Annotated in this window: 22 protein-coding genes; 9 read left to right on the top strand and 13 right to left on the bottom strand. The window is 66.5% G+C overall.

Features of this window, described 5'->3' with window-relative positions; translation table 11 throughout:
* Nucleotides 1–3 precede the first annotated feature (3 nt).
* The 7 genes from BMX57_RS02685 to BMX57_RS02655 all read right to left on the bottom strand — a co-directional run bounded on the left by BMX57_RS02685 (nt 4) and on the right by BMX57_RS02655 (nt 7,969).
* Nucleotides 4–1,233, bottom strand: coding sequence for a Tm-1-like ATP-binding domain-containing protein (locus tag BMX57_RS02685; RefSeq protein WP_092362301.1), 1,230 nt, complete (start codon nt 1,231–1,233; stop codon nt 4–6).
* Nucleotides 1,230–2,174: a phosphotransferase gene (locus tag BMX57_RS02680; protein WP_092362299.1), complete on the bottom strand. Its 945-nt coding sequence runs from the start codon at nt 2,172–2,174 to the stop codon at nt 1,230–1,232. Before BMX57_RS02680 ends, BMX57_RS02685 begins: the two co-directional genes overlap by 4 nt.
* Nucleotides 2,171–3,460 (bottom strand): aspartate aminotransferase family protein, encoded by a 1,290-nt coding sequence (locus BMX57_RS02675; RefSeq protein WP_092362297.1) that lies wholly within the window; start codon nt 3,458–3,460, stop codon nt 2,171–2,173. The genes BMX57_RS02680 and BMX57_RS02675 overlap by 4 nt, the downstream gene beginning before the upstream one ends.
* Nucleotides 3,457–4,923: an aldehyde dehydrogenase gene (locus tag BMX57_RS02670; RefSeq protein ID WP_143057880.1), complete on the bottom strand. Its 1,467-nt coding sequence runs from the start codon at nt 4,921–4,923 to the stop codon at nt 3,457–3,459. The genes BMX57_RS02675 and BMX57_RS02670 overlap by 4 nt, the downstream gene beginning before the upstream one ends.
* Complete coding sequence (locus BMX57_RS02665; RefSeq protein ID WP_092362295.1) at nt 4,806–6,425, bottom strand: tripartite tricarboxylate transporter permease; 1,620 nt, start codon at nt 6,423–6,425, stop codon at nt 4,806–4,808. Before BMX57_RS02665 ends, BMX57_RS02670 begins: the two co-directional genes overlap by 118 nt.
* The gene (locus tag BMX57_RS02660) at nt 6,425–6,955 is read right to left on the bottom strand and encodes a tripartite tricarboxylate transporter TctB family protein (RefSeq protein WP_092362293.1); all 531 of its coding nucleotides are present in this window, start codon (nt 6,953–6,955) and stop codon (nt 6,425–6,427) included. The genes BMX57_RS02665 and BMX57_RS02660 overlap by 1 nt, the downstream gene beginning before the upstream one ends.
* A 69-nt stretch (nt 6,956–7,024) precedes the next feature.
* Entirely contained in the window at nt 7,025–7,969 is a 945-nt protein-coding gene (locus BMX57_RS02655) for a tripartite tricarboxylate transporter substrate binding protein (RefSeq protein WP_092362291.1), read from the bottom strand.
* A gap of 172 nt (nt 7,970–8,141) precedes the next feature.
* Between BMX57_RS02655 and BMX57_RS02650 the strand changes: the two genes are divergently transcribed.
* Both BMX57_RS02650 and BMX57_RS02645 read left to right on the top strand, forming a co-directional pair.
* The gene (locus BMX57_RS02650; protein ID WP_092362289.1) at nt 8,142–8,921 is read left to right on the top strand and encodes an IclR family transcriptional regulator; all 780 of its coding nucleotides are present in this window, start codon (nt 8,142–8,144) and stop codon (nt 8,919–8,921) included.
* A 28-nt stretch (nt 8,922–8,949) separates the two neighbouring features.
* Nucleotides 8,950–10,308 (top strand): aspartate aminotransferase family protein, encoded by a 1,359-nt coding sequence (locus BMX57_RS02645; RefSeq protein WP_092362288.1) that lies wholly within the window; start codon nt 8,950–8,952, stop codon nt 10,306–10,308.
* A 15-nt stretch (nt 10,309–10,323) separates the two neighbouring features.
* On the opposite strand, the gene BMX57_RS02640 is transcribed toward BMX57_RS02645, so the two are convergent.
* Both BMX57_RS02640 and BMX57_RS02635 read right to left on the bottom strand, forming a co-directional pair.
* Entirely contained in the window at nt 10,324–11,322 is a 999-nt protein-coding gene (locus tag BMX57_RS02640; protein WP_092362286.1) for a Hint domain-containing protein, read from the bottom strand.
* Between the two features lie 112 nt (nt 11,323–11,434).
* Nucleotides 11,435–12,127, bottom strand: coding sequence for an FkbM family methyltransferase (locus BMX57_RS02635; protein WP_092362284.1), 693 nt, complete (start codon nt 12,125–12,127; stop codon nt 11,435–11,437).
* Between the two features lie 165 nt (nt 12,128–12,292).
* Here BMX57_RS02635 and BMX57_RS02630 point away from each other — a divergent pair, with 165 nt between their 5' ends.
* Nucleotides 12,293–12,916, top strand: coding sequence for a class I SAM-dependent methyltransferase (locus BMX57_RS02630; protein ID WP_229724194.1), 624 nt, complete (start codon nt 12,293–12,295; stop codon nt 12,914–12,916).
* 39 nt (nt 12,917–12,955) lie between these two features.
* Here BMX57_RS02630 and BMX57_RS02625 read toward each other — a convergent pair whose 3' ends face one another.
* From BMX57_RS02625 to BMX57_RS02615, 3 genes are read right to left on the bottom strand one after another with little or no spacing between them, the layout of a single operon-like run.
* The gene (locus BMX57_RS02625; protein ID WP_092362282.1) at nt 12,956–13,270 is read right to left on the bottom strand and encodes a 2Fe-2S iron-sulfur cluster-binding protein; all 315 of its coding nucleotides are present in this window, start codon (nt 13,268–13,270) and stop codon (nt 12,956–12,958) included.
* A gap of 9 nt (nt 13,271–13,279) precedes the next feature.
* Complete coding sequence (locus BMX57_RS02620) at nt 13,280–14,569, bottom strand: type I glutamate--ammonia ligase (RefSeq protein WP_092362280.1); 1,290 nt, start codon at nt 14,567–14,569, stop codon at nt 13,280–13,282.
* Nucleotides 14,570–14,612: 43 nt separating this feature from the next.
* Nucleotides 14,613–15,869 (bottom strand): cytochrome P450, encoded by a 1,257-nt coding sequence (locus BMX57_RS02615; RefSeq protein ID WP_092362278.1) that lies wholly within the window; start codon nt 15,867–15,869, stop codon nt 14,613–14,615.
* Between the two features lie 81 nt (nt 15,870–15,950).
* On the opposite strand from BMX57_RS02615, the gene BMX57_RS02610 reads away from it, so the two are divergent.
* Entirely contained in the window at nt 15,951–16,682 is a 732-nt protein-coding gene (locus BMX57_RS02610; protein ID WP_092362276.1) for a type 1 glutamine amidotransferase, read from the top strand.
* On the opposite strand, the gene BMX57_RS02605 is transcribed toward BMX57_RS02610, so the two are convergent.
* Nucleotides 16,654–17,304 carry a GntR family transcriptional regulator gene (locus BMX57_RS02605; RefSeq protein WP_092362274.1) on the bottom strand — a complete coding sequence of 217 codons (651 nt, stop codon included), beginning with the start codon at nt 17,302–17,304 and terminating at the stop codon, nt 16,654–16,656. The two genes, BMX57_RS02610 and BMX57_RS02605, sit on opposite strands and share 29 nt — an antisense overlap.
* A gap of 232 nt (nt 17,305–17,536) precedes the next feature.
* Between BMX57_RS02605 and pcaF the strand changes: the two genes are divergently transcribed.
* The 5 genes from pcaF to paaD all read left to right on the top strand — a co-directional run bounded on the left by pcaF (nt 17,537) and on the right by paaD (nt 21,500).
* Nucleotides 17,537–18,739: a 3-oxoadipyl-CoA thiolase gene (pcaF, locus tag BMX57_RS02600; RefSeq protein ID WP_092362272.1), complete on the top strand. Its 1,203-nt coding sequence runs from the start codon at nt 17,537–17,539 to the stop codon at nt 18,737–18,739.
* A gap of 13 nt (nt 18,740–18,752) precedes the next feature.
* Nucleotides 18,753–19,730 (top strand): 1,2-phenylacetyl-CoA epoxidase subunit PaaA, encoded by a 978-nt coding sequence (gene paaA / locus BMX57_RS02595; protein WP_092362270.1) that lies wholly within the window; start codon nt 18,753–18,755, stop codon nt 19,728–19,730.
* A 118-nt stretch (nt 19,731–19,848) separates the two neighbouring features.
* Nucleotides 19,849–20,190, top strand: coding sequence for a 1,2-phenylacetyl-CoA epoxidase subunit PaaB (paaB, locus tag BMX57_RS02590; protein ID WP_092362268.1), 342 nt, complete (start codon nt 19,849–19,851; stop codon nt 20,188–20,190).
* Nucleotides 20,190–20,951 (top strand): 1,2-phenylacetyl-CoA epoxidase subunit PaaC, encoded by a 762-nt coding sequence (paaC, locus tag BMX57_RS02585; RefSeq protein WP_092362267.1) that lies wholly within the window; start codon nt 20,190–20,192, stop codon nt 20,949–20,951. The genes paaB and paaC overlap by 1 nt, the downstream gene beginning before the upstream one ends.
* A 75-nt stretch (nt 20,952–21,026) precedes the next feature.
* Nucleotides 21,027–21,500: a 1,2-phenylacetyl-CoA epoxidase subunit PaaD gene (gene paaD / locus BMX57_RS02580; protein ID WP_092363042.1), complete on the top strand. Its 474-nt coding sequence runs from the start codon at nt 21,027–21,029 to the stop codon at nt 21,498–21,500.
* Nucleotides 21,501–21,508 lie beyond the last annotated feature (8 nt).

Here is a 21,508-nt window from a genome sequence, read left to right as displayed (position 1 = left end):
GCTTCAGGCGCGGACGATCCCCTCGGCGACCCATCGGTCGAACACCGCAAGAACCGCGGCGCAGAATTCGGCATCGTTGATATGGGCGTCCAGCGCATGCAGCTCGACCGCCTCGGGCACCTGCGCCGTGATCTCGTCACAGAACGCCGCCAGCCCCTCTGCGTCGTGCAGGTCCGCGCCCGGCCGGTCCCATTCGTTGCAGCCGCCCCGGGGCAGCATCAGCGCAACCGGTGCCGTGGCACCGGCCAGCTTGCCGCAGATCGCACGGGCCACCTGGCGCCGCTCCTCCAGCTCCAGCACGGCCGAGGTCAGCAGGCGGTTATGCGCATGGGTCGGTCGCCCGGCCAGCGGCGCGGGTGCGGGCTGCCAGCCCACGAAATCGACCAGGTCATAACAGCCCGGCGCGACCAGTTGCGGTATGCCGGCCCGGCCGGCGGCGGTCATCCGGTCCTCGCCCGCCGACAAGCCGCCGAACAGGTGATTGGCGACCTCCTGCGGTGCGAAATCCATGACTGCGGCAAAGGCACCCTCGGCGGCCAGGCTTTCGAAGGCGCGGCCGCCCATTCCGGTGGCGTGGAACACCGCAACCTCGAAACCGCGCGCCTCGAGCGCGGGTTTCAGCGCCACCATGTAGCGCAGCACGGTCTTGCCGAAGCTGGTCATGCCGATCAGCGGCCGGTCACGCTTGGGCGGCTCGACCGAGCGGGCCGCGCCCAGCACCGCGCCCGCCGCCTGGCTGAGCGATGCCTTGCAGATCGAGTTGAGGCCGTAGAGACCCCCGGCCCACAGGATCATCTGCACATCCGCCGGGATCCGCTCGGGCGGCAAGAGCGGCGAGAATGACACGGTCGAGACCACGTATTTCGGCACCCCCAGCGGCAGCGCCGCGCAGAGATCCAGCGCCAGGTCCGTGCCCATGGTCCCGCCCAGCACGATCACCCCATCGATGCGCCCGGCGCGATAGAGCTCCAGTGCCTTTGCCGCCGCGCCGCGCGCCATGATCTGCATGGCGACGTTCTCGTCACCGCTGTCGATGGCGGCCTGGATCGAGCTTCCGCCCGCCTCGGCCACCGCGTGTTTCGAGATGTCCGTGGGACGCGAGGGATCGCCCAGAACGCTGACATCCATCGTCAGCACGCCGCCGCCCTGCCCGCGGATCACGTCGGCCAGGTACAGCAGCTCGTCATCCTTGGTGTCATAGGTGCCGGCGATCAGGATCGTCTTGTCGGTCATCGTGGCGTCCCCTCCAGATAGTCATTGGCAAGTGTCAATGCGGTTGCGATGGCCCGGCGCGACCGCTCGGTTGCACCCGGCTCGTCCATCCGGGCCGCGATCCAGCCGGGATAGGTGAGCGCGCGCAGAAGCAGCATGAAATCAAGCGTCTCGGGCGACACGGCGCGACGCCGCGCATAGCCTTCACAAAGCCCGGCGCGCATCTCGGCGAAATAGGGCCGGTCGCGGAACTTGAGCAGCAGGGTCGCCAGCTCGAAATCGCGGTATCCCCAGGCGGCGTCGTCGAAATCGATGAAGGCGATTTGCGCGCCATCGGCCAGGATGTTCTCGGCCAGCAGGTCGGCATGGATCAGCCCCCGGTCCAGTGTCTCCCCGAGCCTCTGGAGATCGCGCCGCGCGTGGGCGCGGACCCGCAGCAACAGGTCGCGCTCGGTCGTTTCCAGGTCCGGATGCGCCCAGAACCGTCCCCAGAGCGGGCTGTCGCCCAACAAGCCCTCGGCACGCCAATCCGGCCGGGTGAAGCCTTCCGGCGGCTCCCAGGCGTCGGTCCGGTCATGCAGCTCGGCCATCGCCCGCCCGATTTGCCGGCACAGCCTGCGCGGATCGGCCCCGTCCGACAGGTGCCCCACCGCCCCGATCGGCGCACCGTCGAGCCAGGTCAGAAGGCTGACCCGCCGCCCGCCCGCCTGGCCCAAAAACGCGCCATCCGAACACGGCACCGGGCGCGGCACGCGCAGGCCGTTGACGGCCAGCATCGACATCCAGGCCAGTTCCGAGATCAGTTCCGCATCAGAGCGATAGCCGGGGCGATGAAACCGCAGGGCATAGGCATCCGGCCCCTGCACGACCTTCCAGACCTCGTTCTCGCGTTGCGCGACGAACTCGGCGTGCGCCTCAGCGAGTCCCCATTGGGACAGGGCTGAAGGGACCGAGACGCTCATGGCTCCAGCGGCGTTTCCGTCAGCACGCGGTCCAGCGTGTCCAGCATCTCGTCCGCGTTCCCGCGCGAGAAGGGCAGCGGCGGCCGGATCTTGAGGACGTTGTAGTGAATGCCCAGAAAGTTCAGCAACACGCCCCGGTCGCGCATCGCGTTGGCCACACGCCGGGCGAAGGCGGTGGCCGGGGTTCTTGCCGCGCGGTCCAGAACCAGCTCGGCGCCGAAGAACAGGCCCGAGCCACGCACATCCCCGATCGAGGCGTGCCGTTCGGCCAGCCGCCGCAGCCCCTCGCGCGCATGCTCGCCCACAATGCGCGCATTCTCCATCAACCCGTCCTCCTGCACGACCCGAAGCGTCGCCAGGGCGGCGGCGGCCGAGACCGGGTTGCCGCCGAACGTGTTGAAATAGCGGAACCGCTCGCGGAAGGCGGCCATGATCTCGGGCCGGGTCACGACGCCGCCGACCGGGTGGCCGTTGGCCATCGGCTTGCCCAGCGTCACCACGTCCGGAGCGATACCCGCCCTCTGGTGGCCCCAGAAATGCGTGCCGAGACGGCCGAAACCCGGCTGCACCTCGTCTGCGATGACGATGCCGCCGGCCTTGCGGACCGCGGCGATGGCGGGGTCGAGCCACCCCGCCTCGAGCGCGGGAAACCCCTCGTTGGCGAAATAGGGGCACAGGATCAGGCAGGACAGGCCATGCCCCCGCTCGGCCAGCGCATCGATCCGGTCCTGCACCGCCTGTGCGAAACCGGCGGCATGGGCGGCCGCGTCCGGTTGGCGATAGCTGTCGGGCGCCGGCACGAAGGCCAGGCTGTCCCATGTCCCGCCCGGCGGCGGGTTGGTGCGCGACAGCTGGCTGACCGCCATCGTGTTGCCGTGATAGGTGTGGTCGGTGGCGATCACGCCGGTATGGCCCGTCACCGCCTGGGCCATGCGCAGGGCGATGTCGTTGGCCTCGGACCCGGTGCAGGTCAGGATCGCGGTGTCGAGCGGTGCGGCGAAAGTGGCCGTCAGGGCCTCGACATAATCGAGCAGGGTCTCGTGCAGGTAACGTGTATGGGTGTTGAGCGTGGCCGCCTGATCGGCAATCGCCTCGACCACCCTGGGATGGCAATGCCCCACATGCGGCACGTTGTTGTAGCAATCCAGGTATCGCCGCCCCTCGGCGTCCCAGAGGTGGACCCCCTGCCCCCGCACCAGGTGCACCGGCTCGTCGTAGAATGTCGGCAGGTTGGGACCGAGCAGGCGCGCCCGGCGGTCCAGCAGGGCCTGGACCTCGGGCGTCACAGCTGGATCCACGCGGTTTTCAGGTCGGTGAACTTGTCCAGCGCATGCAGGGATTTGTCATGGCCGTTGCCGGACTGGCCGACCCCGCCCAGCGGCACCGTCATGTCCGGGCCGCCATAGGTGTTCACATGCACCACTCCGGCGCGGATGCCGGCCACCATCCGGTGCGCCCGGCCGAGATCCGAGGTCCAGACCCCGGCGGCCAGCCCGTAATCGGTGGCGTTGGCGAGCGCCATCGCCTCGGCCTCGGTCTCGAACGGGGTGACCGCCAGAACCGGGCCAAACACCTCGCGCTGGAACAGCACGGCATCGCGGGTGACGCCAGTGACGATGGTGGGCGCCATATAGGTGCCCCCGCTCTCCTCCAGGATGCGCCTGCCGCCTGTGACGATCCGCCCGCCCTCGGATTGCGCCACGTCCATGAAGGACAGGTTGCGGCGCAGTTGCTCCTCGGAATTGACCGCGCCCACCTGCGTGCCCGCATCCAGCGGGTCGCCCACGCGCAGCGCCTCGGCCTCGGCGGTCAGGCGTTCGACGAAACGGTCGTGAATCGACGCCTCGACCAGCAGGCGAGAGCCGGCGACGCAGACCTGCCCAGAGTTGCGGAAGATCCCCATGGCCGAGACCTTGGCCGCCTTGTCCAGATCGGGCGCATCGGCAAAGACGATGTTGGGCGACTTGCCGCCCAGCTCAAGATACACCCGTTTCAGGTTCGACTCCGCCGACGCCTGCAGGAGCCGCCGCCCGGTCTCGCCCGAGCCGGTGAAGGTCAGAACATCGACGTCCATCGACCGCGCCAGCGCCGCGCCAGTCTCGGCGCCGGTGCCGGTGACCACATTCAACACGCCGTCCGGCAGGCCGCATTCGGCGCAGATCTGCGCCAGCCGCAGCAGCGACAGCGATGCCGTCTCGGCGGGTTTCAGCACCACGGAATTGCCCGTCGCCAGCGCCGGCGCAATCTTCCACGCGCCGATCATCAGCGGGAAGTTCCAAGGCACGATGGCGCCGACCACCCCGACGGGCACCCGGTGCACCAGGCCCAGGATGTCGGGCGCGGTGGGCGCAACCTCGCCCGGCACCTTGTCCAGCGCCTCGGCATAGTAGCGGAAGGTAGCCGCGGCCGATTCCGGTTCCGCCTTGAGCGCCATCGCCATCTCGGTGCCGTTGTCGCGCACGCCGAGAACCGCCAGTTCCACCGCCTCGGCCGCGATCCGGTCGGCGATGGCGTGCAGCACCTTCTTGCGCGCGGCAGGCGCCAGCCGCGACCAGCAGCCATCGTCGAAGGCGGCGCGCGCCGATGCCACGGCCCGGTCCACATCCGCCGCCGAGGCACCGGCCAGAGTGGTCAGATGAGATCCGTCAATCGGCGAAGCAACTTCGAGTGGCGCGCCCGAACCGTCCTGCCACGATCCTTCAAGAAAGAGTTTCTGCGGCGGGACATCAGCACGCCGAAGCGTGTCGATGAGCGTTTGGTCTGCCATTCGGCCTCCTTCAGCTCTTTCCGGTCCTTCAGAACCCGCAGGATGTGGACCGTCAGAACGATGATGATGATGAGAAACAGGATGAACGCGACGGGGCGGTCGATGAAGTCGAACGGCTCCTTCACCCGCGCCATGCCGGCGCGCAGCTTGACCTCCATGATGCCGCCCAGGACCATGCCCAGGATGATCGGCACCGAGGGCAGCGACAGGCGCTTGAGGATGTAGCCGACGACCCCGAACACCGCCGCCAGCAGGCAGTCGGTGGCCGAGTTGCGCAGGGAATAGACCCCCACGAAGCTCAGCGTCAGGATGCAGACCCCGAGGAACCGGTTGGGAATGCGGACCACCTGGATCAGCGACTTTGTGGCGAAGAGCAGAAAGGCCAGAACCAGCACGTTGAGGATGAGCAGCGCCAGATAGAGCGCGACCACGAAATCCATGTCGTTCTGGAACAGGCCCGGCCCCGGCACGACGTTGTGCACATAGAACACCGACAGCATCATCGCCGTCAGCGCCTCGCCCGGAATGCCCAGCGCCAGCAGCGGCACCATGGCGGCGGCGGGCACCGCGTTGTTGGCGGTCTCGGCGGCGATCAGCCCCTCGGAGGAGCCGTGGCCGAAATCCTGCGGTCGTTTCGAGCTTTTCTGCGCATAGGTGTAGGACATGAACTGGGCGGTGAATTCTCCCACGCCCGGGATCATCCCCATCACCACGCCGAAACTGGCCGCAACACCGGCCACGCGTGGGTGGCGGGCCAGTTCGCGCAGCCCCTGGAACATGCCGCCGCGCAGTTTGGTCAGGCGGACGCGCTCGTCGTCCGAGGTAAGCAGCACGAAGGCCTGGCTGATCGCGAAGAGGCCCAGCACCACCACGATCAGGTTCACGCCGCTGGACAGGAATGGCTGATCGAACGTGTAGCGCGAGGTGTATTTGACCGGCTCCAGCCCGATGGTGTTCAGGAAGATGCCGAAACACGCCAGCGCGCCCGCGATCAGCGACTGGCCGCGATGGGCCACGATCACCAGGATGATGCCCAGAAGGGCGGCCAGGAAGATCTCGCGCGAGCCGAACATCGGCGCGATCTTGGCCAGTACCGGCGCGAACAGGATCAGGCAGATCACCGAGAAGATACCGCCGAAGAAGGACGCGGAATAGGCGAGGCTCAGCGCGCGGCGCGGCTCGCCCCGGGTGGTCATGGGATAGCCGTCATAGGTGGTGAGCGCGTTCACCGCCGTGCCGGGCGTGTTGATCAGGATGGCGGGGATCGACCCGCCATACATCGAGCTGCCGTAGATCCCCAGCAGCACGGTCAGCCCGACGATGGGGTCCATGGAAAAGGTGGCCGGAAGCAGGATCGCGATGGCAACCGCCGGTCCGACGCCGGGAATGGCCCCGATCAGCACCCCGCCGACCGAGCCGGTCAGCAGCGCCAGCGCCACGTCCCAGCGCATCAGGATCTCGATGGCGGAGAGAATGAGCTCCATCACAGGTACAGGATCGCAAAGCTGCGCAGCGGGCCGGGCAGGATTTCATACACCGCGCCGCCGGGGATCTTGACCCCGAGGAACGTCTTGAACAGCAGCACGACGACCACCGCGAAGGCGGCGCAGATCATCAGCATCCGCCGGTCGCGATATCCCATCCGCCAGGCCAGCGCCGGCACGAAGACCAGCGTCACCGGCAGATAGCCCAGCAGCGGCACCAGGAACACATAGGCCATGAACCAGCCGGCGAATTCCAGCACGGTGGCCCATTTGCGCACTTCCCAGAGGTCGTAGCGGGTGGCGTGCCGCCAGGGCAGCCGCCACAGGTGCAGCCCGCCCAGAACCGCCATGCCGAACAGCCCGACGCCGGGCCAGAACCGCGGCTGCGCGAACAGGGCGGTGTTGTCGGTCCATTTCGTCTGGCTGCCGATCTGGCCCAGCAGCAGCGCCGAGAAGGCCAGGAACCCAACGGCAAAGACGAACTGGCCGCGGCGCGGGCCGACGAAGCGGCGTTCACGTTCGGTGGGCATGGGCGAACCTATCGCGAAGCAGGGAAACGAGTGGTCGAGGCGGCACGCGGCCGCCCCGCCACGCGGGCTCTATTGCAGCAGCCCGCCGATGCGCGCCATCGTCTCGATGTCGCTTGCGACGCGGGCGGCGCTTTCCTCGGCGTCCTGCCAGTAGACCAGCGCGCCGGTCTCATCGGCCACCTTCTGGGCGCGCTCGCTCATCACCGTCTCCTTGGCGACAGCAACGATCTTGTCGCGCACGTCCTGCGGGGTGTCTTTGGTCACGAACAGACCGTTCCACAGCGCGATGTCCAGGTTCTCGTCCAGCTCGCCGATCGTCGGCGCATCGGGCACCAGCGGAATCCGCTCGTCGGTGATCGAGACCAGCACCTTGATGTCGTCCAGGCAGGGCAGGATCAGCTGCAGCGTGGTGTTGATCACATCCGCATCACCCGAAGCCAGCGTGTTGCAGTCGAGCGCGTCGAATGCCGCGTCCGAGCCCCATTCGAAGCCCGCATTCTTGGCATAGGCCTTGGTCACCTGCGTCGGTGTCAGGACATCGCCGAAATGGCCCAGCGCCACGTCGTTCTCCTGCGCGTGCGCGGCCAGTTCCTCCATCGTGGAATAGGGCGCGTCGCCGCTGGTGGCGATGACGAAGGGATAGGTCAGGAAGATCCCCAGCGGATCGAATTTCTCGGGCGTCAGCGGCTCGATGCCGATCTGGTGGCCCATCACCGGTACGCCGATGACGAAGGATCCCACGGTATAGCCGTCCGGCGGGGCCATCGCCACTTCGATGGCGCCGGGGAACGGGCCGCCGCCGCCGCCGGGCTTGTTCACCACCGCCGCGGCGACGCCGTATTCCTCCTGGAAATCCTCGGCGATCATGCGCGTCAGCACGTCCTCCAGATCGCCCGGAGGCCAGGGCACGATGAAGTTGACGGGCTTTTCGGGATACTCGGCCACCGCCATTCCGGCCGTCAGGGCCAGCGCGGCCGTGGCAAGCGCCCCGGCGATCTTGGTTGTCTTGGACATGCAATTTCTCCCTGTCGCAGTCTTTCGGTCGTGATTGGTTCATTATTCGAACCATTGGTTTAAATTTACATTGACAGGTGAGGTCGCCATCTGTCAACTCTTTCCGCAAGCCGGATGCAGGAATATTGCGCCCCGGATCGCAAGCGCGCAAGAAAAGGACGGAAATCCAGTCATGGGAACGGTCTCGAAAGCCCTGTCACTGCTGAGCCTGTTCAGTCATGGCCGGCTGGAGATCGGGCTGAGCGATCTCACGCGGCTCTCGGGCATGAACAAGGCCACGGTCTATCGCCTGATGACCGAGCTGCAGCAGGCCGGATTCGTCGAGCAGGTCGGCGGCGACCGCGCCTATCGGCTGGGTGCCGAGGTGCTGCGTCTGGCGGCGCTCCGCGAGGCGTCGGTGCCGCTGCTGTCGGTCTCGCGCGCGGTGCTGCGGCAGCTGTGCGACCGCACCGGCGAGACCGCGCATATGTCCATCCTGCAGGGCGACCGGCTGAACACGCTGACCCATGCCTACAGCCAGCAGCACGGCACGCGGGTGACGATGGAGGATGCCGAGGTTCTGGCCTTTCACGCGACCGGCTCCGGCCTGGCCTTCCTGGCCTTCGCACCGCCCGATTTCGTGGACCGCGTGTTGTCGCAACCGCTGGAGCGGTTCACCGAACAGACCCCGACCGATCCCGCCGCCCTGCGGCAATCGCTGGCCAAGGTGCGCGCCTCGGGCATCGCCGAGGCGGTGGGCGGGTTCGAGGCGGATGTGCATTCGCACGCCGCGCCGATCTTTGGCGCCGACCGGCAGCCCATCGGCGCGCTGGCGGTGGCCGCGCCGGTCTCGCGCATGACGCCCGCCCTTACATCCCTGATCCGCGCCGAGCTGAAATCCGCCGCACTGGACCTGACGCAGCGCATCGGCGGCTTCTGCCCCGACGACTACCCGGCCGAGCAGGCCGCCTGACCCGGACCCAACCCGAGGATTCGATCCGATGAAAGACAGCAACTTCCTGAAGGAACACAATGCCCGCTCGCTCTGGCATCCGATGACCCATCCGGCCGACAGCCTGGCCAACCCGCCGACCATCGTGACCGGGGCTCAGGGGGTCCGGATCACCGATATCGATGGGCATGAGGTGGTCGACGGCGTGGGCGGGCTGTGGAACGTGAACCTGGGGTTCTCCTGCCAGCCGGTGAAGGACGCGATCACCGCGCAGATGGACCGGCTGCCCTACTACTCGATCTTCCGCGGCACCTCCAACGACGCGGTGATCCAGCTGGCCGAAGAGCTGCGCGACTTCTTTGCACCCGATGGGCTGACCCGCGCCTTCTTCACCTCAGGCGGATCGGATTCGGTGGAAACCGCGCTGCGCCTGGCGCGGCAATACCACAAGATCCGCGGCGAGGCCGGACGGGTGAAGTTCCTGAGCCTCAAGAAGGGCTATCACGGCACCCATTTCGGCGCCGCCTCGGTCAACGGCAACGCCAATTTCCGAACCGCCTATGAGCCGCTCCTGGCCGGGTGCCACCAGATCCCCGCCCCCTATGCCTATCGCAACCCGTTCAACGAGACCGACCCCGAGCGGCTGGCGCAGTTCTGCCTGGCGGCGCTGGAGGACGAGATCGCCTTCCAGGGCGCGGGCACCATCGCCGCCTTCATCATGGAGCCGATCCTGGGCGCGGGCGGAGTGATCCCGCCGCATGAAAGCTTCATGCCCGGCGTGCGCGAGATCTGTTCGAAACACGGGATCCTGCTGATTGCCGACGAGGTGATCACCGCCTTCGGCCGCACCGGCAGCTGGTCGGGATGCCGGCATTGGGGCGTGCGGCCGGACATGTCCTGTACCGCCAAGGCGATTACCAATGGGTATTTCCCATTCGGCGCGGTGATGATCGCCGAAGAGGTGGCCCAGACCTTCGAGAAGGACGAGAGCGGCCGCGCCGCCATCGGCCACGGATACACCTATTCCGGCCACCCGGTCGGCGCCGCCGCCGCGCTGGCCTGCCTGTCCGAGACCATCCGCCTGAACGTGCCCGTAAACGCCGCCGCGCGCGGGGCGCAGATGCACAAGGGATTGCTGGCCCTGCAGGAGCGGCACGCGGTCATCGGCGATGTGCGCGGCGGCCACGGGCTGATGTGCGCGCTGGAGCTGGTCGGTAATCGCGCCACCAAGGCGCCCATCGACAAGCGCGCCATCGGCAAGGTGCAGGAAGTCGCCTACGAGGCCGGCGCGATGGTGCGGGTCTCGGGCCCCAACATCATCCTGTCGCCGCCGCTTGTCCTGGACGCCGCCGATGTGGACACGATCCTGTCGGCGCTCGATGCGGGGCTTGCAACGGTCGAGGGATAGTTCCGGAACGGCCGCCTATCCGGCCAGCGCAAACCGGGTCTCATGCGGAACGTCCAGGCCCGACCGCAGCACGCGCAGTTCATATGGTTTCAGGACAGGCAGCACGGTATCGCCATAGCTGTCCTCGTCCGTGCGCAGCTCGGGAAACAGCCCGAAAAGCTCGCGCCGGGTCTCGGCCGCCATGGCGCCCATCGCGCAATCGCCCGGAAAGAAGGACTCGGACCACAGGCCCTCGACATTCACCAACTCGTGCCGGTCGAACAGCAGATGGACGTACTCCACCCCCTTGGCCGGCGAGACCGGTGCTATAGTGTCACCGTTCACCAGACCCTTGGCGGGCGCCAGCACCATCGGGTCGCAAAAGTAGAGTTCCAAAAGCGGCGAGGTGATTGCGATGCGGTGCTGCGGCGACAAGAGCAGGTCGCGATGCGGGCAGCCTTCCCCGAATGCACCCGCCCGGATCCGGACGGGGCAGAAGCGCCGGTTCCGCGCAAGCTCGGCCGCCGACAGATGCCGCCGGCCGATCCAGCGCACGGGCCGGCTTCCGCCACCGGCCACGGCAACGGGATCGCCCGGCCGCAGGGTCTCGATCGCACGCAGGCCGACCGGCGTCCGGATCAGGGATCCGGCGGTGAAACAGACAAAGGACGGAAGCGTGTCGTATTCCGACGGCGGCGCCGTGACGATCGTGTTGTTGGTGTTCTCGATCGTGTCGCCGACCGACACGTCGCCGGATGTGACGACGATGTATTGCGGGTCGGAAAACTGCAGGAGGGTGAATGTCACCGGCGCTCCGCCGACATCCCCATTGTAGATCTCGAAGGTCTGGAAGTTGGTGGAATTCCCCAGAAACCCCGGCACCGCGCTGACATCGAGCTGCAGGCCGCTATCGGCGTCCGGGTCTTGCAGGAAATCGTCATTGTCAACGATATCGACCGTGTAGGCGGCCAGCACCACGACATCCGCACTGCTAAGCGGATCGACGTCGATCTCGAAGATCGTGATGGTTGCCATGACCGGCCCTTCTCCGCTTGCGTCGGGAATCGGTGGTATCAGGCGATCCTAGCACAGCTTATGCGTGTCGGGTGACTTTCCCCAATCGACGACCGGGCCGCTGAACGCGCTTTCAGGCCTCGGGCCGCACGCAGGTCCAGACCGTCCGGGTGGACACCTCGTCCACCCTTTCGAACCCCGCCTCGCGCAGGATAGTCTTGCAGGCGCGCATTCCGTCGATGCCATAGGCCTCGGGGTGGAACTCGATCACGAGGGCCCGAAAGCCGGACAGGTCGGCATGACGCAGCAGGTCCATCTCGCCGCCCTCGATATCCATGACCAGGACGGTCGGCCCTACCACGGCGCAGACCGCACCGAAATCGGCGGTGGGCACGTCGACTGTGCGCGAGGGGCGGCCCGAGCGGTTGATCAGCGAAGACCCCAGGAAACTGTTGCGCAGGTGGAAGGGCACGGTGTCGGGTCGATCCGGGCCAGTGAACAGGACGGTGTTCTGTACCGAGATCCGGTCCTCCAACCCGTTGAGCGCATAGAGCGCCTCGATCTCGGGGATCAACTCGGGATTGGCCTCGAAGGAGCGTATCGCGCGCGGTTCGGCGTTGCGGGCCACGACCGCACCGACGATGCCCAGACCGGCACCGATTTCCAGGACCGTGTCCTCCGGTGTCACCACATGCAGCGCACCGGCGATCTCCTGCCCCTCGTAGCGGGCGGCGTTGATGCGCCGGATGCGGGTCTCGTTGAGAAACCGCGATGCCGGAACCTTGACCCCCAGGCATTCCGCGGCGACGGTAATCGTGTCCGACAAGGCCCTGCCCCTTCTTCTCTCGTTGCCGGCATCCTGTGTGGCGCCACGGCAAAAGGCAAGCCTTGGACGGCTGTCGCCCTGCGGGATCTGATGATGAACGGGACAGGGTACGGCTGCGGATGTGTCCTACTGGCAATGCGCCCGGCGGCATGCCACTCTTTGGCCATGGCAGACGCAACCGCAAGCGCCAAGGCCCGCTATGACGCGGCCGCACCCCGATGGCGCGACAAGATGCGGGCGCTCGGGTATTATGACGCCTATCTGGGGTTTCTCTCGGCGCCGCAAGAAACGGTGCGCCGAGACGTGCGCGTCGTCGACGTTGGCGCCGGCACCGCGTCCTTCGCCGAAGCCTGGGTGGCGATCCACGGGCCACCGCGCCAAACGACGCTGCTGGAGCCCAGCCGCGCGATGCTGGAACGCGGTCGCGCTGCGCTGCAAGGGCGCGGGGTCGAACCGTGGCTCGTTCAAGCGTTGCTGGGGGATGCTGACCTCGCGCCTTTCGACGTGGTCCTGGCGGCACATGTCATCGAGCATTGCGCCGACCCATTGGTCGCGCTGAGACAGATGCGCGACCTATTGCGTCCGGGCGGAAAGCTGCGCCTCGTTGTGTCGAAACCACATTGGTGCAATGCGATCATCTGGTGGCAATGGCGCCACCGCACGTTTCAGGAAGGCGAGATCGTGACCCTCATCCAGAAAGCCGGTCTTGAGGTGGAAAGCATCTATCGCTTCCCGTCAGGACCGCCCTCGCGGACAAGCCGGGGTATCGTCGCCAGCCGGCCGGGTTGAGCACCGCGCCTTATCCGACACATCCAGTCAAGCGACCGCTCACGCGTCCGGCACCTCCAACACCAGCCCGTCCAACTCGGGCGTTGCCTCGATCTGGCAGCTCAGCCGGCTGTTCGGGCGGCGCTCGGCAGCGGTGACGTCCAGCATCGCGTCTTCGAACTCCTCGACCCGGCCGGTGCGCTCCAGCCAGCCGGGGGCCACGTAGACATGGCAGGTAGCGCAGCTCAGGCAGCCGCCGCATTCGCCGATGACGCCGGGCACGTCATTGGCGACGGCGGCCTCCATCAGGCTTTGGCCCTCGGCGACCTCGGCGGTGATCTCGCCGCGCTCGGTGGTCTTCCAGGTTACGCGCATCGGACCTCCTCAGACGAAATAGACATAGAAATCGCGCAGGGCGTCACCCTCGAGGTCGCGCGTCTTGGCGACCTCCTTGCGCTTCATGAAGACGTGGTTCGCCACCAGTTCGGCCCCCACCGCCTCGCTCAACTCGGTGTCGCGCTCCAGGTCGGCAATCGCGCCCTTGAGGTCGATGGCGGTGCCCTCCTTGGCATCGGTGTTCTCGAACCCGTCGCCGGTCTCGATCGGTGGCAGGTCGTGGCCGTGCTCGACCCCCAGCCGCGCGGCGTGCAGTACGGCGGCCACAGCCGTGTAGGGGTTGGAGCAGGCATCGGCCATGCGGTGCTCCAGCCGCGCCTTGGCCCCGCCCTCGGAGCTGATGCGGGTGGTGACATTGCGGTGATCACCGCCCCAGTTGCGCCAATAGCCGGACAGAGAGCCGGGTTGCAGCCGCATGTAGGAATTGGCCGTGGGCGCGATAAGCCCCGCCAGCCCCTTGTGATGGTGCAAAAGCCCGCCCAGACAGCCACGCGCCAGGTCGTTCATGTGATCCGGCCCGCCGCGCGGCCCCGAGGACAGCGCGTTGCCACCGGTTTCATCGACAAAGGAGAAGTTGATGTGCATCCCCGACCCGCCGGCCTCGGCCACGGGCTTGGGCATGAAGGTCAGCACGATCCCGTATTCCAGCGCCACCTCGCGCGCCATCAGGCGGAACAGCACGATGTCGTCCACCGCCTTGACCGCATCGTCGAAGGTCAGCGTGTATTCGAATTGCGGGCTGTCGAACTCGGCGGTGATCATGTCGAGCGCAAAACCCATCTCGTCGGCCACCGCCCAGATCCGGTCGTTGATGCGCAACGGATCGGCATAGGGCCCGGTGCCATAGACCACGCCTCCCGGCGTGTCATAGGGCACCAGCCGCCCCTTCTCGTCGGCCTGCAGCGCAAAGGCCTCCAGCTCGATCCCCACCTTGGGTGACAGGCCGCGGGCCTTCCAGGCCTCGACCGACCGTTTCAGCGCCCCGCGCGGACAGAGCGGCAGCGGCGCGCCGTGATCGTCATAGAGGTCCCCCAGCACGATCCGCGTATCCGCGTGCCAGCTGTCGCGGATGTCGTCATGGCGCCAGACCAGTTCCATATCCGGCAGGCCTTCATAGGTCATCGCTCCCGGCGCGTTCAGCAGGTCGCGGTCGTAATGCACGCCAAAAGTCGAGCGGCAGAACCGCGTGCTGCCGTCGCCGATCTTGGTTTGCGGAAGGTACTTGCCCCGCATGATGCTCAGATGGTCGCAATAGAGCGCGCGCAGTCTTTCCTTCATGGCCGGGCTTCCTCCCTCGTCGCCAGCCGTGATCGCGCCGCATTCAGGCGGGCGTCACCGTGACCGGCAGTTCCTTGATGCCGCCGACGAAATTCGAGCGCAAGAACTTGTGCGGCCCGGCCGGCTCGATCGCCTGGATCCGTTTGGCCAATTCCTGGAACAACACCCGCACCTCGAGCCGCGCCAGCCACATGCCCAGGCAGACATGCGGCCCGCCCTGCCCGAAGGACAGATGGCGGTTGGGGCTGCGCACCAGGTCGACGCGGAACGGGTCGTCGAACACAGTCTCGTCGCGATTGGCCGAGGCGAACCAATAGAGCACCTTGTCGCCCTCACGGATCGTCTTGCCGTGCATCTCGTGGTCGCGTGTCGCCGTGCGCCGGAAATAGAGCGCGGGCGTGGCCCAGCGGATGATCTCGTCCGGCGCGGTGTCCCAGACCTCGCCGGTCTGCATCTGCGCCAGCAGTTCCGGCTGGTGACACATGGCCTGGATGCCCGCGGCGATGGAATAGCGTGTGGTGTCGTTGCCCGCGGCCACCACGAGGCAGAAGAAGTTGCGGAACTCGGTATCGGTGATGACCGAGCCGTCCTTGGCCGGCTGCAGGATCATATGCAACACGCCGGATGTGTCGCCCGCCTTGTCCTTTGCGGCCATAAGCTCCTTGGCATAGGCATAAAGCTCGGCGCCCGCGGGCGAATTGAACGGCATCATGCGGAATTCGTCGGTGTCGAGCTTGTCCAGCACATGCGCGGTGAAATCCGGGTCGGTATTGGCAATCAGCGCATCGCCCTTTTCCACCAGCCAGGGCAGATCCTCGTCGGGCAGTCCGACGATCCGGCCCAGCATCCGCATCGGCAATTGCCGCGCGATCTCCTTTGTCGCGTCGAAGGTGCCACGATCCAGCACGTCGCCGAGGATATCGGCGCAGATCCGGCGGATATCCTCTTCGTACTGGTCCATCGTGGTGCGTGAAAACGCCTTCATCAGCTTCATGCGGGTCTTGGAATGCTCCGGCGGGTCGGTTTCCTGAAAGGTACGGCGCGCCAGGTATTCCTCATAGCTCTGATCCTCCATCCGGATCCCGCGCGCCGACGAGAACACCTCGGTGTTGCGGTTCATCGCGGCGATGTCGGCATGGCGCGTGACCGACCAGAAATCCTGCCCGCCGTCATATTCCGTCCAGTGCAGCGGATCCTCCCGGCGCAGCCGGGCGAAGGTGTTGTGCGGCGCGCCGTTCACGAAGGCATCGTGACTGCTCAGATCGGCATATCCGTCGTCGGTGGGCGTCCAGACCGTCATTTTCAGCTTTCCCGCATCCGTTAACATGTGTATATTATAAAAAGCTATAAATATGTAAACGAAAAAGAACCGCGGCAATTTATGCACTTGGCCATTCTGATCACCAACACGGATGAAAGCGCCTTTGCGCAGGCCCACCCGGAGGACGGTGAGAAATTCGCCGACCTGATCCACCTGGCGCGGCCCGACTGGACGGTCGAGGCTTTCAGCGTCAAGGACGGCGCGTTTCCCGACGACATGGGCCGGTTCGACGGGGCGATGATCACCGGCAGCCCCGCCTCGGTCCGAAGCGGGGAGCCCTGGGTGGCGCAGCTGTTGGAACTGATCCGGGCGATGGATCGCCGCCGGCAACCGATGTTCGCCGCGTGCTTCGGCCACCAGGCGGTCGCGCTGGCGTTGGGCGGTCAGGTGGGAGAGAACCCGGGCGGCTGGGTGCATGGGCTGACGCGGAACACCGCCCTGGCGCGGATGGACTGGATGGACGGGCTGCCGGATCCCTGGCGGCTATACGCCTCGCACAAGGAACAGGTCACCGCCCTGCCCCCGGGCGCGGTCAACCTGGCCCGTTCCGAGGGCTGCGAGACTTCGGGTTTCGCCATCGGGCGGCATATCTACACCACCCAGCATCACCCCGAGATGGAGCCGGGCTTCATCGCCGCCCTGACCGACGAGATGGCGTCCGAACTTGGTGCAGAGGTGCATGCACGAGCGATGGTGTCCCTGTCGGAACCGGCCGACCAGGGCGCCTTTGCCGAAAGCGTGGCGCGGTTCTTTGAACAGGCGTTCAGCCCAGCGCGGCCAGCAGATCCATGACCGTGACCTGATCGAACTGCACGTGCCGGACCATCCGCGCCTCGGCCTCGTCGCTGCGGTGCTCTGCGATCAGGCGGGCCAGTTCGCGGTGTTCGCGCGCCGAGGTGGCGATGGACCCGGGATAGCGGTAGCGCGCCCGGTAATAGGCCAGCAGTTTGCGCGCGTTGGTCTTGATCATCTCGACCAGGAAGGGATTGCCGGCGCCCAGCGCCACGGTTTCGTGGAACGCCAGGTTCAGCTGGTAATAGCCGTCGGGGTCTCCATTGCCCTTGTCGCGGGCATGCGCCTCGCAGGCTGAAACGACCTCTTCCAGCCTGGCGTGCAGATCCGCTGACATGCGCCGCGCCGCCAGCCCCGCGGCCTGGCCCTCCAGCTTGGCATGCACTTCGAGGATGGCCAGGAACTCCTCAAGCGTCGGCTTGAACAGGACAGCCCCCTTGCGCGGCAGACGCCGGATCAGGCCGACCGACTCGAGTTGCAGGAACGCCTCGCGGACCGGCGTGCGCGACACCCCGTGCGCGGACATCAGCGCCGGTTCCTCGAGCACGTCGCCGGGGTTCAGCCGCCCGGCGTCGATATCCGCCAGCACGGCATTCAGAACCTGTTCCGTCTGTCCGGCCATCTGCTGCCCCTGGGTGTCCTGCCGCCGCGCAGACTAGGGGCTCGCCCGGGGTTTCGCAACGCGGCCCGGCAGTCGGCGTAAGTAGGCGGCGGATCGACCCCCAGCATACGTTACGAGTTTTGCGGAGTGTTTCTTATCTTGTTACATTTCTCTTGCTGCGAATCGCATTTTCTGCGTATTACCCGACCGAGCGGTCGTATATTTGCGCACACGAAACCAGCGAGGAGCCGGAATGCAAGCTTTCATCTGCGATGCACAGCGCACACCTATCGGACGCTATGGCGGCGCGTTGTCCCAGGTGCGGACCGACGATCTGGCGGCTATCCCGCTGGCCGCGCTCAAGGCGCGCAACCCGGATGTGGACTGGGCGCTGGTCGACGACGTGATCCTTGGCGATGCCAACCAGGCCGGCGAAAGCAACCGCAACGTGGCGCGCATGGCGGCGCTGCTGGCGGGCCTGCCGATCGAGGTGCCGGGCACCACGATCAACCGCCTCTGTGCCAGCGGCATGGACGCGGTGGGCATGGCTGCGCGAGGCATAAAGGCGGGCGACTATGACCTGGCGATCGCCGGTGGCGTCGAGAGCATGAGCCGCGCGCCCTTTGTGATGCCCAAGGCCACCGCCGCCTTCTCTCGTGCCAATACCGTCTATGACACGACCATCGGCTGGCGCTTCGTGAACCCGAAGATGGAAAAGGCCTATGGTATCGACTCGATGCCACAGACCGCCGACAACGTGGCCGAGGATTACGGCATCAGCCGCGAGGACCAGGACGCCTTTGCCGCCCGCAGCCAGGCCCGCTGGGCCGCCGCGCACGAGGCCGGCGTCTTCGCCGACGAGATCACCCCCGTCACCATCCCGCAGCGCAAGGGCGATCCGCTGGTGGTCGACACCGACGAGCATCCCCGCCCCGGCACCAGCGCCGAGAAACTGGCGGGGCTCAAGGGTGTGAACGGCACCGACAAGACCGTGACCGCGGGCAATGCCAGCGGCGTCAATGACGGCGCTGCGGCGCTGTTGCTGGCCGGCGAGAACGCCATGACCCGGCACGGACTGACCCCCATCGCCCGCGTTGTCGGCATGTCGGTCGCCGGTGTCGCGCCGCGCGTGATGGGCATCGGCCCGGTGCCGGCCAGCCGCAAGGTTCTGGACCGCGCCGGCCTCACCATCGAGCAGATGGACCTGATCGAACTCAACGAGGCCTTTGCCTCGCAGGGGCTTGCGACGTTGAGAGAGCTTGGCGTGGCCGATGATGCACCCCATGTTAATCCCAATGGCGGCGCCATCGCGATGGGCCATCCGCTGGGCATGTCGGGGGCGCGGCTGGTGATGGCGGCGGCCTATCAGTTGAAACGCACCGGCGGGCGCTATGCGCTTTGCACCATGTGCGTGGGCGTGGGCCAGGGCGCCGCCCTCATTCTCGAACGCGTGTAAGGGAGGACACCCGATGTATGCACAGATGATCAAGTCCGAGGCGACCAAGGACGATCCGGAGAAGCTTGTCGCCTTCCAGGCGCGCATCGACGCGGATGAAAAGATCGAACCCAAGGACTGGATGCCCGAGGGGTATCGAAAGACGCTGATCCGCCAGATCGGCCAGCACGCGCATTCAGAAATCGTCGGCCAACTGCCCGAGGGCAACTGGATCACCCGCGCACCGACGCTGGAGCGCAAGGCGATCCTGCTGGCCAAGGTGCAGGACGAGGCCGGGCATGGGCTCTACCTCTATTGCGCCGCCGAGACGCTGGGCGTCAGCCGCGACGAACTGACCGAGATGCTGCTGGACGGGCGGATGAAGTATTCCTCGATCTTCAACTACCCGACGCTCAACTGGGCCGATATCGGCGCGGTGGGCTGGCTGGTCGATGGTGCGGCGATCATGAACCAGGTGCCGCTGCAGCGCACCTCGTTCGGCCCCTATTCCCGCGCGATGATCCGCATCTGCAAGGAAGAGAGCTTTCACCAGCGGCAGGGCTATGACGCGATCCGCAAGATGGCCGAGGGCACGCCGGAACAGAAGAAGATGGCGCAGGATGCGCTCAACCGCTTCTGGTATCCGTCGCTGATGATGTTCGGCCCGTCCGACAAGGACTCGGTTCATTCCGAGCAGTCGATGGCGTGGAAGATCAAGATCAACACCAATGACGAGCTGCGCCAGAAATTCGTCGACCAGACCGTGCCGCAGGCCGAATACCTGGGCCTGACCATCCCCGATCCCGACCTGAAGTGGAACGAGGAAAGCGGTCACTACGACTTTTCCGAGCCGGACTGGTCCGAGTTCTTCGACGTGATCAAGGGCAACGGCCCCTGCAATGTCGACCGTCTGGCCGCGCGCAACAAGGCGTGGGACGACGGCAAATGGGTGCGCGACGGACTGCTGGCCCACGCGCAGAAACGCAAGGCCGCGAAAGTGGCCGCGGAATAACCTTCGATCCGATGCCGCGCCAGAGAGGCCGGCATCGGATCGCCGGAAATCGCAGCGCCGCCCGGAACCCAGGTTTCCGCCGCGCGACAGTCAAGGCAAGCCATCAAGAGGTGCCCAGATGAGTTCACCGAACGCCGCATATCCCGATACGCCGCAGACCGAAGACAAACCGCCCAAGCGCCACGAATGGCCCCTGTGGGAGGTGTTCATCCGCGGACAGCACGGGCTGAGCCACCGCCATGTGGGCAGCCTGCACGCGCCCGACGCCGAAATGGCGATCAAGAACGCCCGCGACGTCTATACCCGCCGCAACGAGGGCGTTTCGATCTGGGTGGTCGAGGCCAACGACATCACAGCCTCGTCGCCCAGCGACAAGGGCCCGCTCTATGAGCCGAGCGAGAGCAAGGTGTACCGCCACCCGACATTCTTCGACATTCCCGACGAAGTGGGGGCCATGTGATGACCCGTGACGAGGCGTTCTTTCAGTTTCTGCTGCGGATGGGCGACAACACCCTGATCCTGGGCCATCGCGTCAGCGAATGGTGCGGCCATGCGCCGGTGCTGGAAGAGGATATCGCGTTGGCCAACACCGCGCTGGACCTGATCGGCCAGACGCAGATGTGGCTGGGGCTGGCCGGCGAGGTGCAGGGCGAGGGCAAGTCGGCCGACGACCTGGCCTTTCTGCGCGACGCCTGGGATTTCCGCAACGTGCTGCTGGTCGAAATGCCCAACGGCGATTTCGGCCGGACCCTGATGCGCCAGTTCCTGTTCGATGCCTGGCATTCGATCATGCTGACCCGCCTGCGCGACTCCAAGGACGCGCGTGTCGCGGCAATTGCCGAGAAGGCGGGCAAGGAGGTCACCTATCACCTGGAACGCTCGGGCGACACCGTGATCGGCCTGGGCGATGGCACCGACGAGAGCCATGCGCGGATGCAGGAGGCGCTGGATTACCTCTGGCCCTATGTCGGCGAGATGTTCGAAGGCGACGCGGTCGATGCGGAAATGGCCGAGGCCGGCATCGCGCCCGACCCGTCCGGCCTGCGCGCGGACTACGACGCCCTGGTCGGCCGGGTGCTGGCCAAGGCGACGCTGACAATTCCCGACAGCCGCTTCGCCCACAAGGGCGGCCGCAACGGGCGCATGCATACCGAGCATCTGGGCCACCTGCTGACGCAGATGCAATGGCTGCAACGCGCCTATCCAGGCGCGACCTGGTAGCAGGCTCTTCCCGCCCCGGGCCTGACCCGGGGCCTCCGGCGCAGGCGCGGCAATAGAAGGTCAGTGGAGTCGAACGTGACGACAACCGAACACAAACCGACGACAGAGCGGATCTGGCACTGGCTGGACGGCGTGCCGGACCCCGAGATCCCGGTGATCTCGGTCGTGGATCTGGGCATCGTGCGCGACGTGGCCTGGGCCGGCGACACGCTGGAGGTGACGGTCACGCCGACCTATTCGGGCTGCCCCGCCACCAGCGTGATCGCGATGGATATCGAGACCGCGCTGCGCGACCGGGGCATCGGCAAAGTGGCGCTGAAGACGCAGATTTCGCCCGCCTGGACGACCGACTGGCTGAGCGAGAAGGGCCGCGCCCGGCTGGAGGAATACGGCATCGCGCCGCCCCAGCCCGCAGGCGGCCCCGAACGCTGTCCACGGTGCGGCAGCGCGGCGGTGGAAAAGGTCAGCCAGTTCGGTTCGACCCCGTGCAAGGCGCATTGGCGCTGCACTGACTGCCTGGAACCGTTCGACTATTTCAAGTGCATCTGAGGAGGACC

The sequence above is a fragment of the Cribrihabitans marinus genome (assembly GCF_900109035.1).
Classification (GTDB): Bacteria; Pseudomonadota; Alphaproteobacteria; order Rhodobacterales; family Rhodobacteraceae; genus Cribrihabitans; species Cribrihabitans marinus.
The sequence above is the reverse complement of the archived record's forward strand: the minus strand, read 5'-3'. Positions and strand labels throughout refer to the sequence as shown.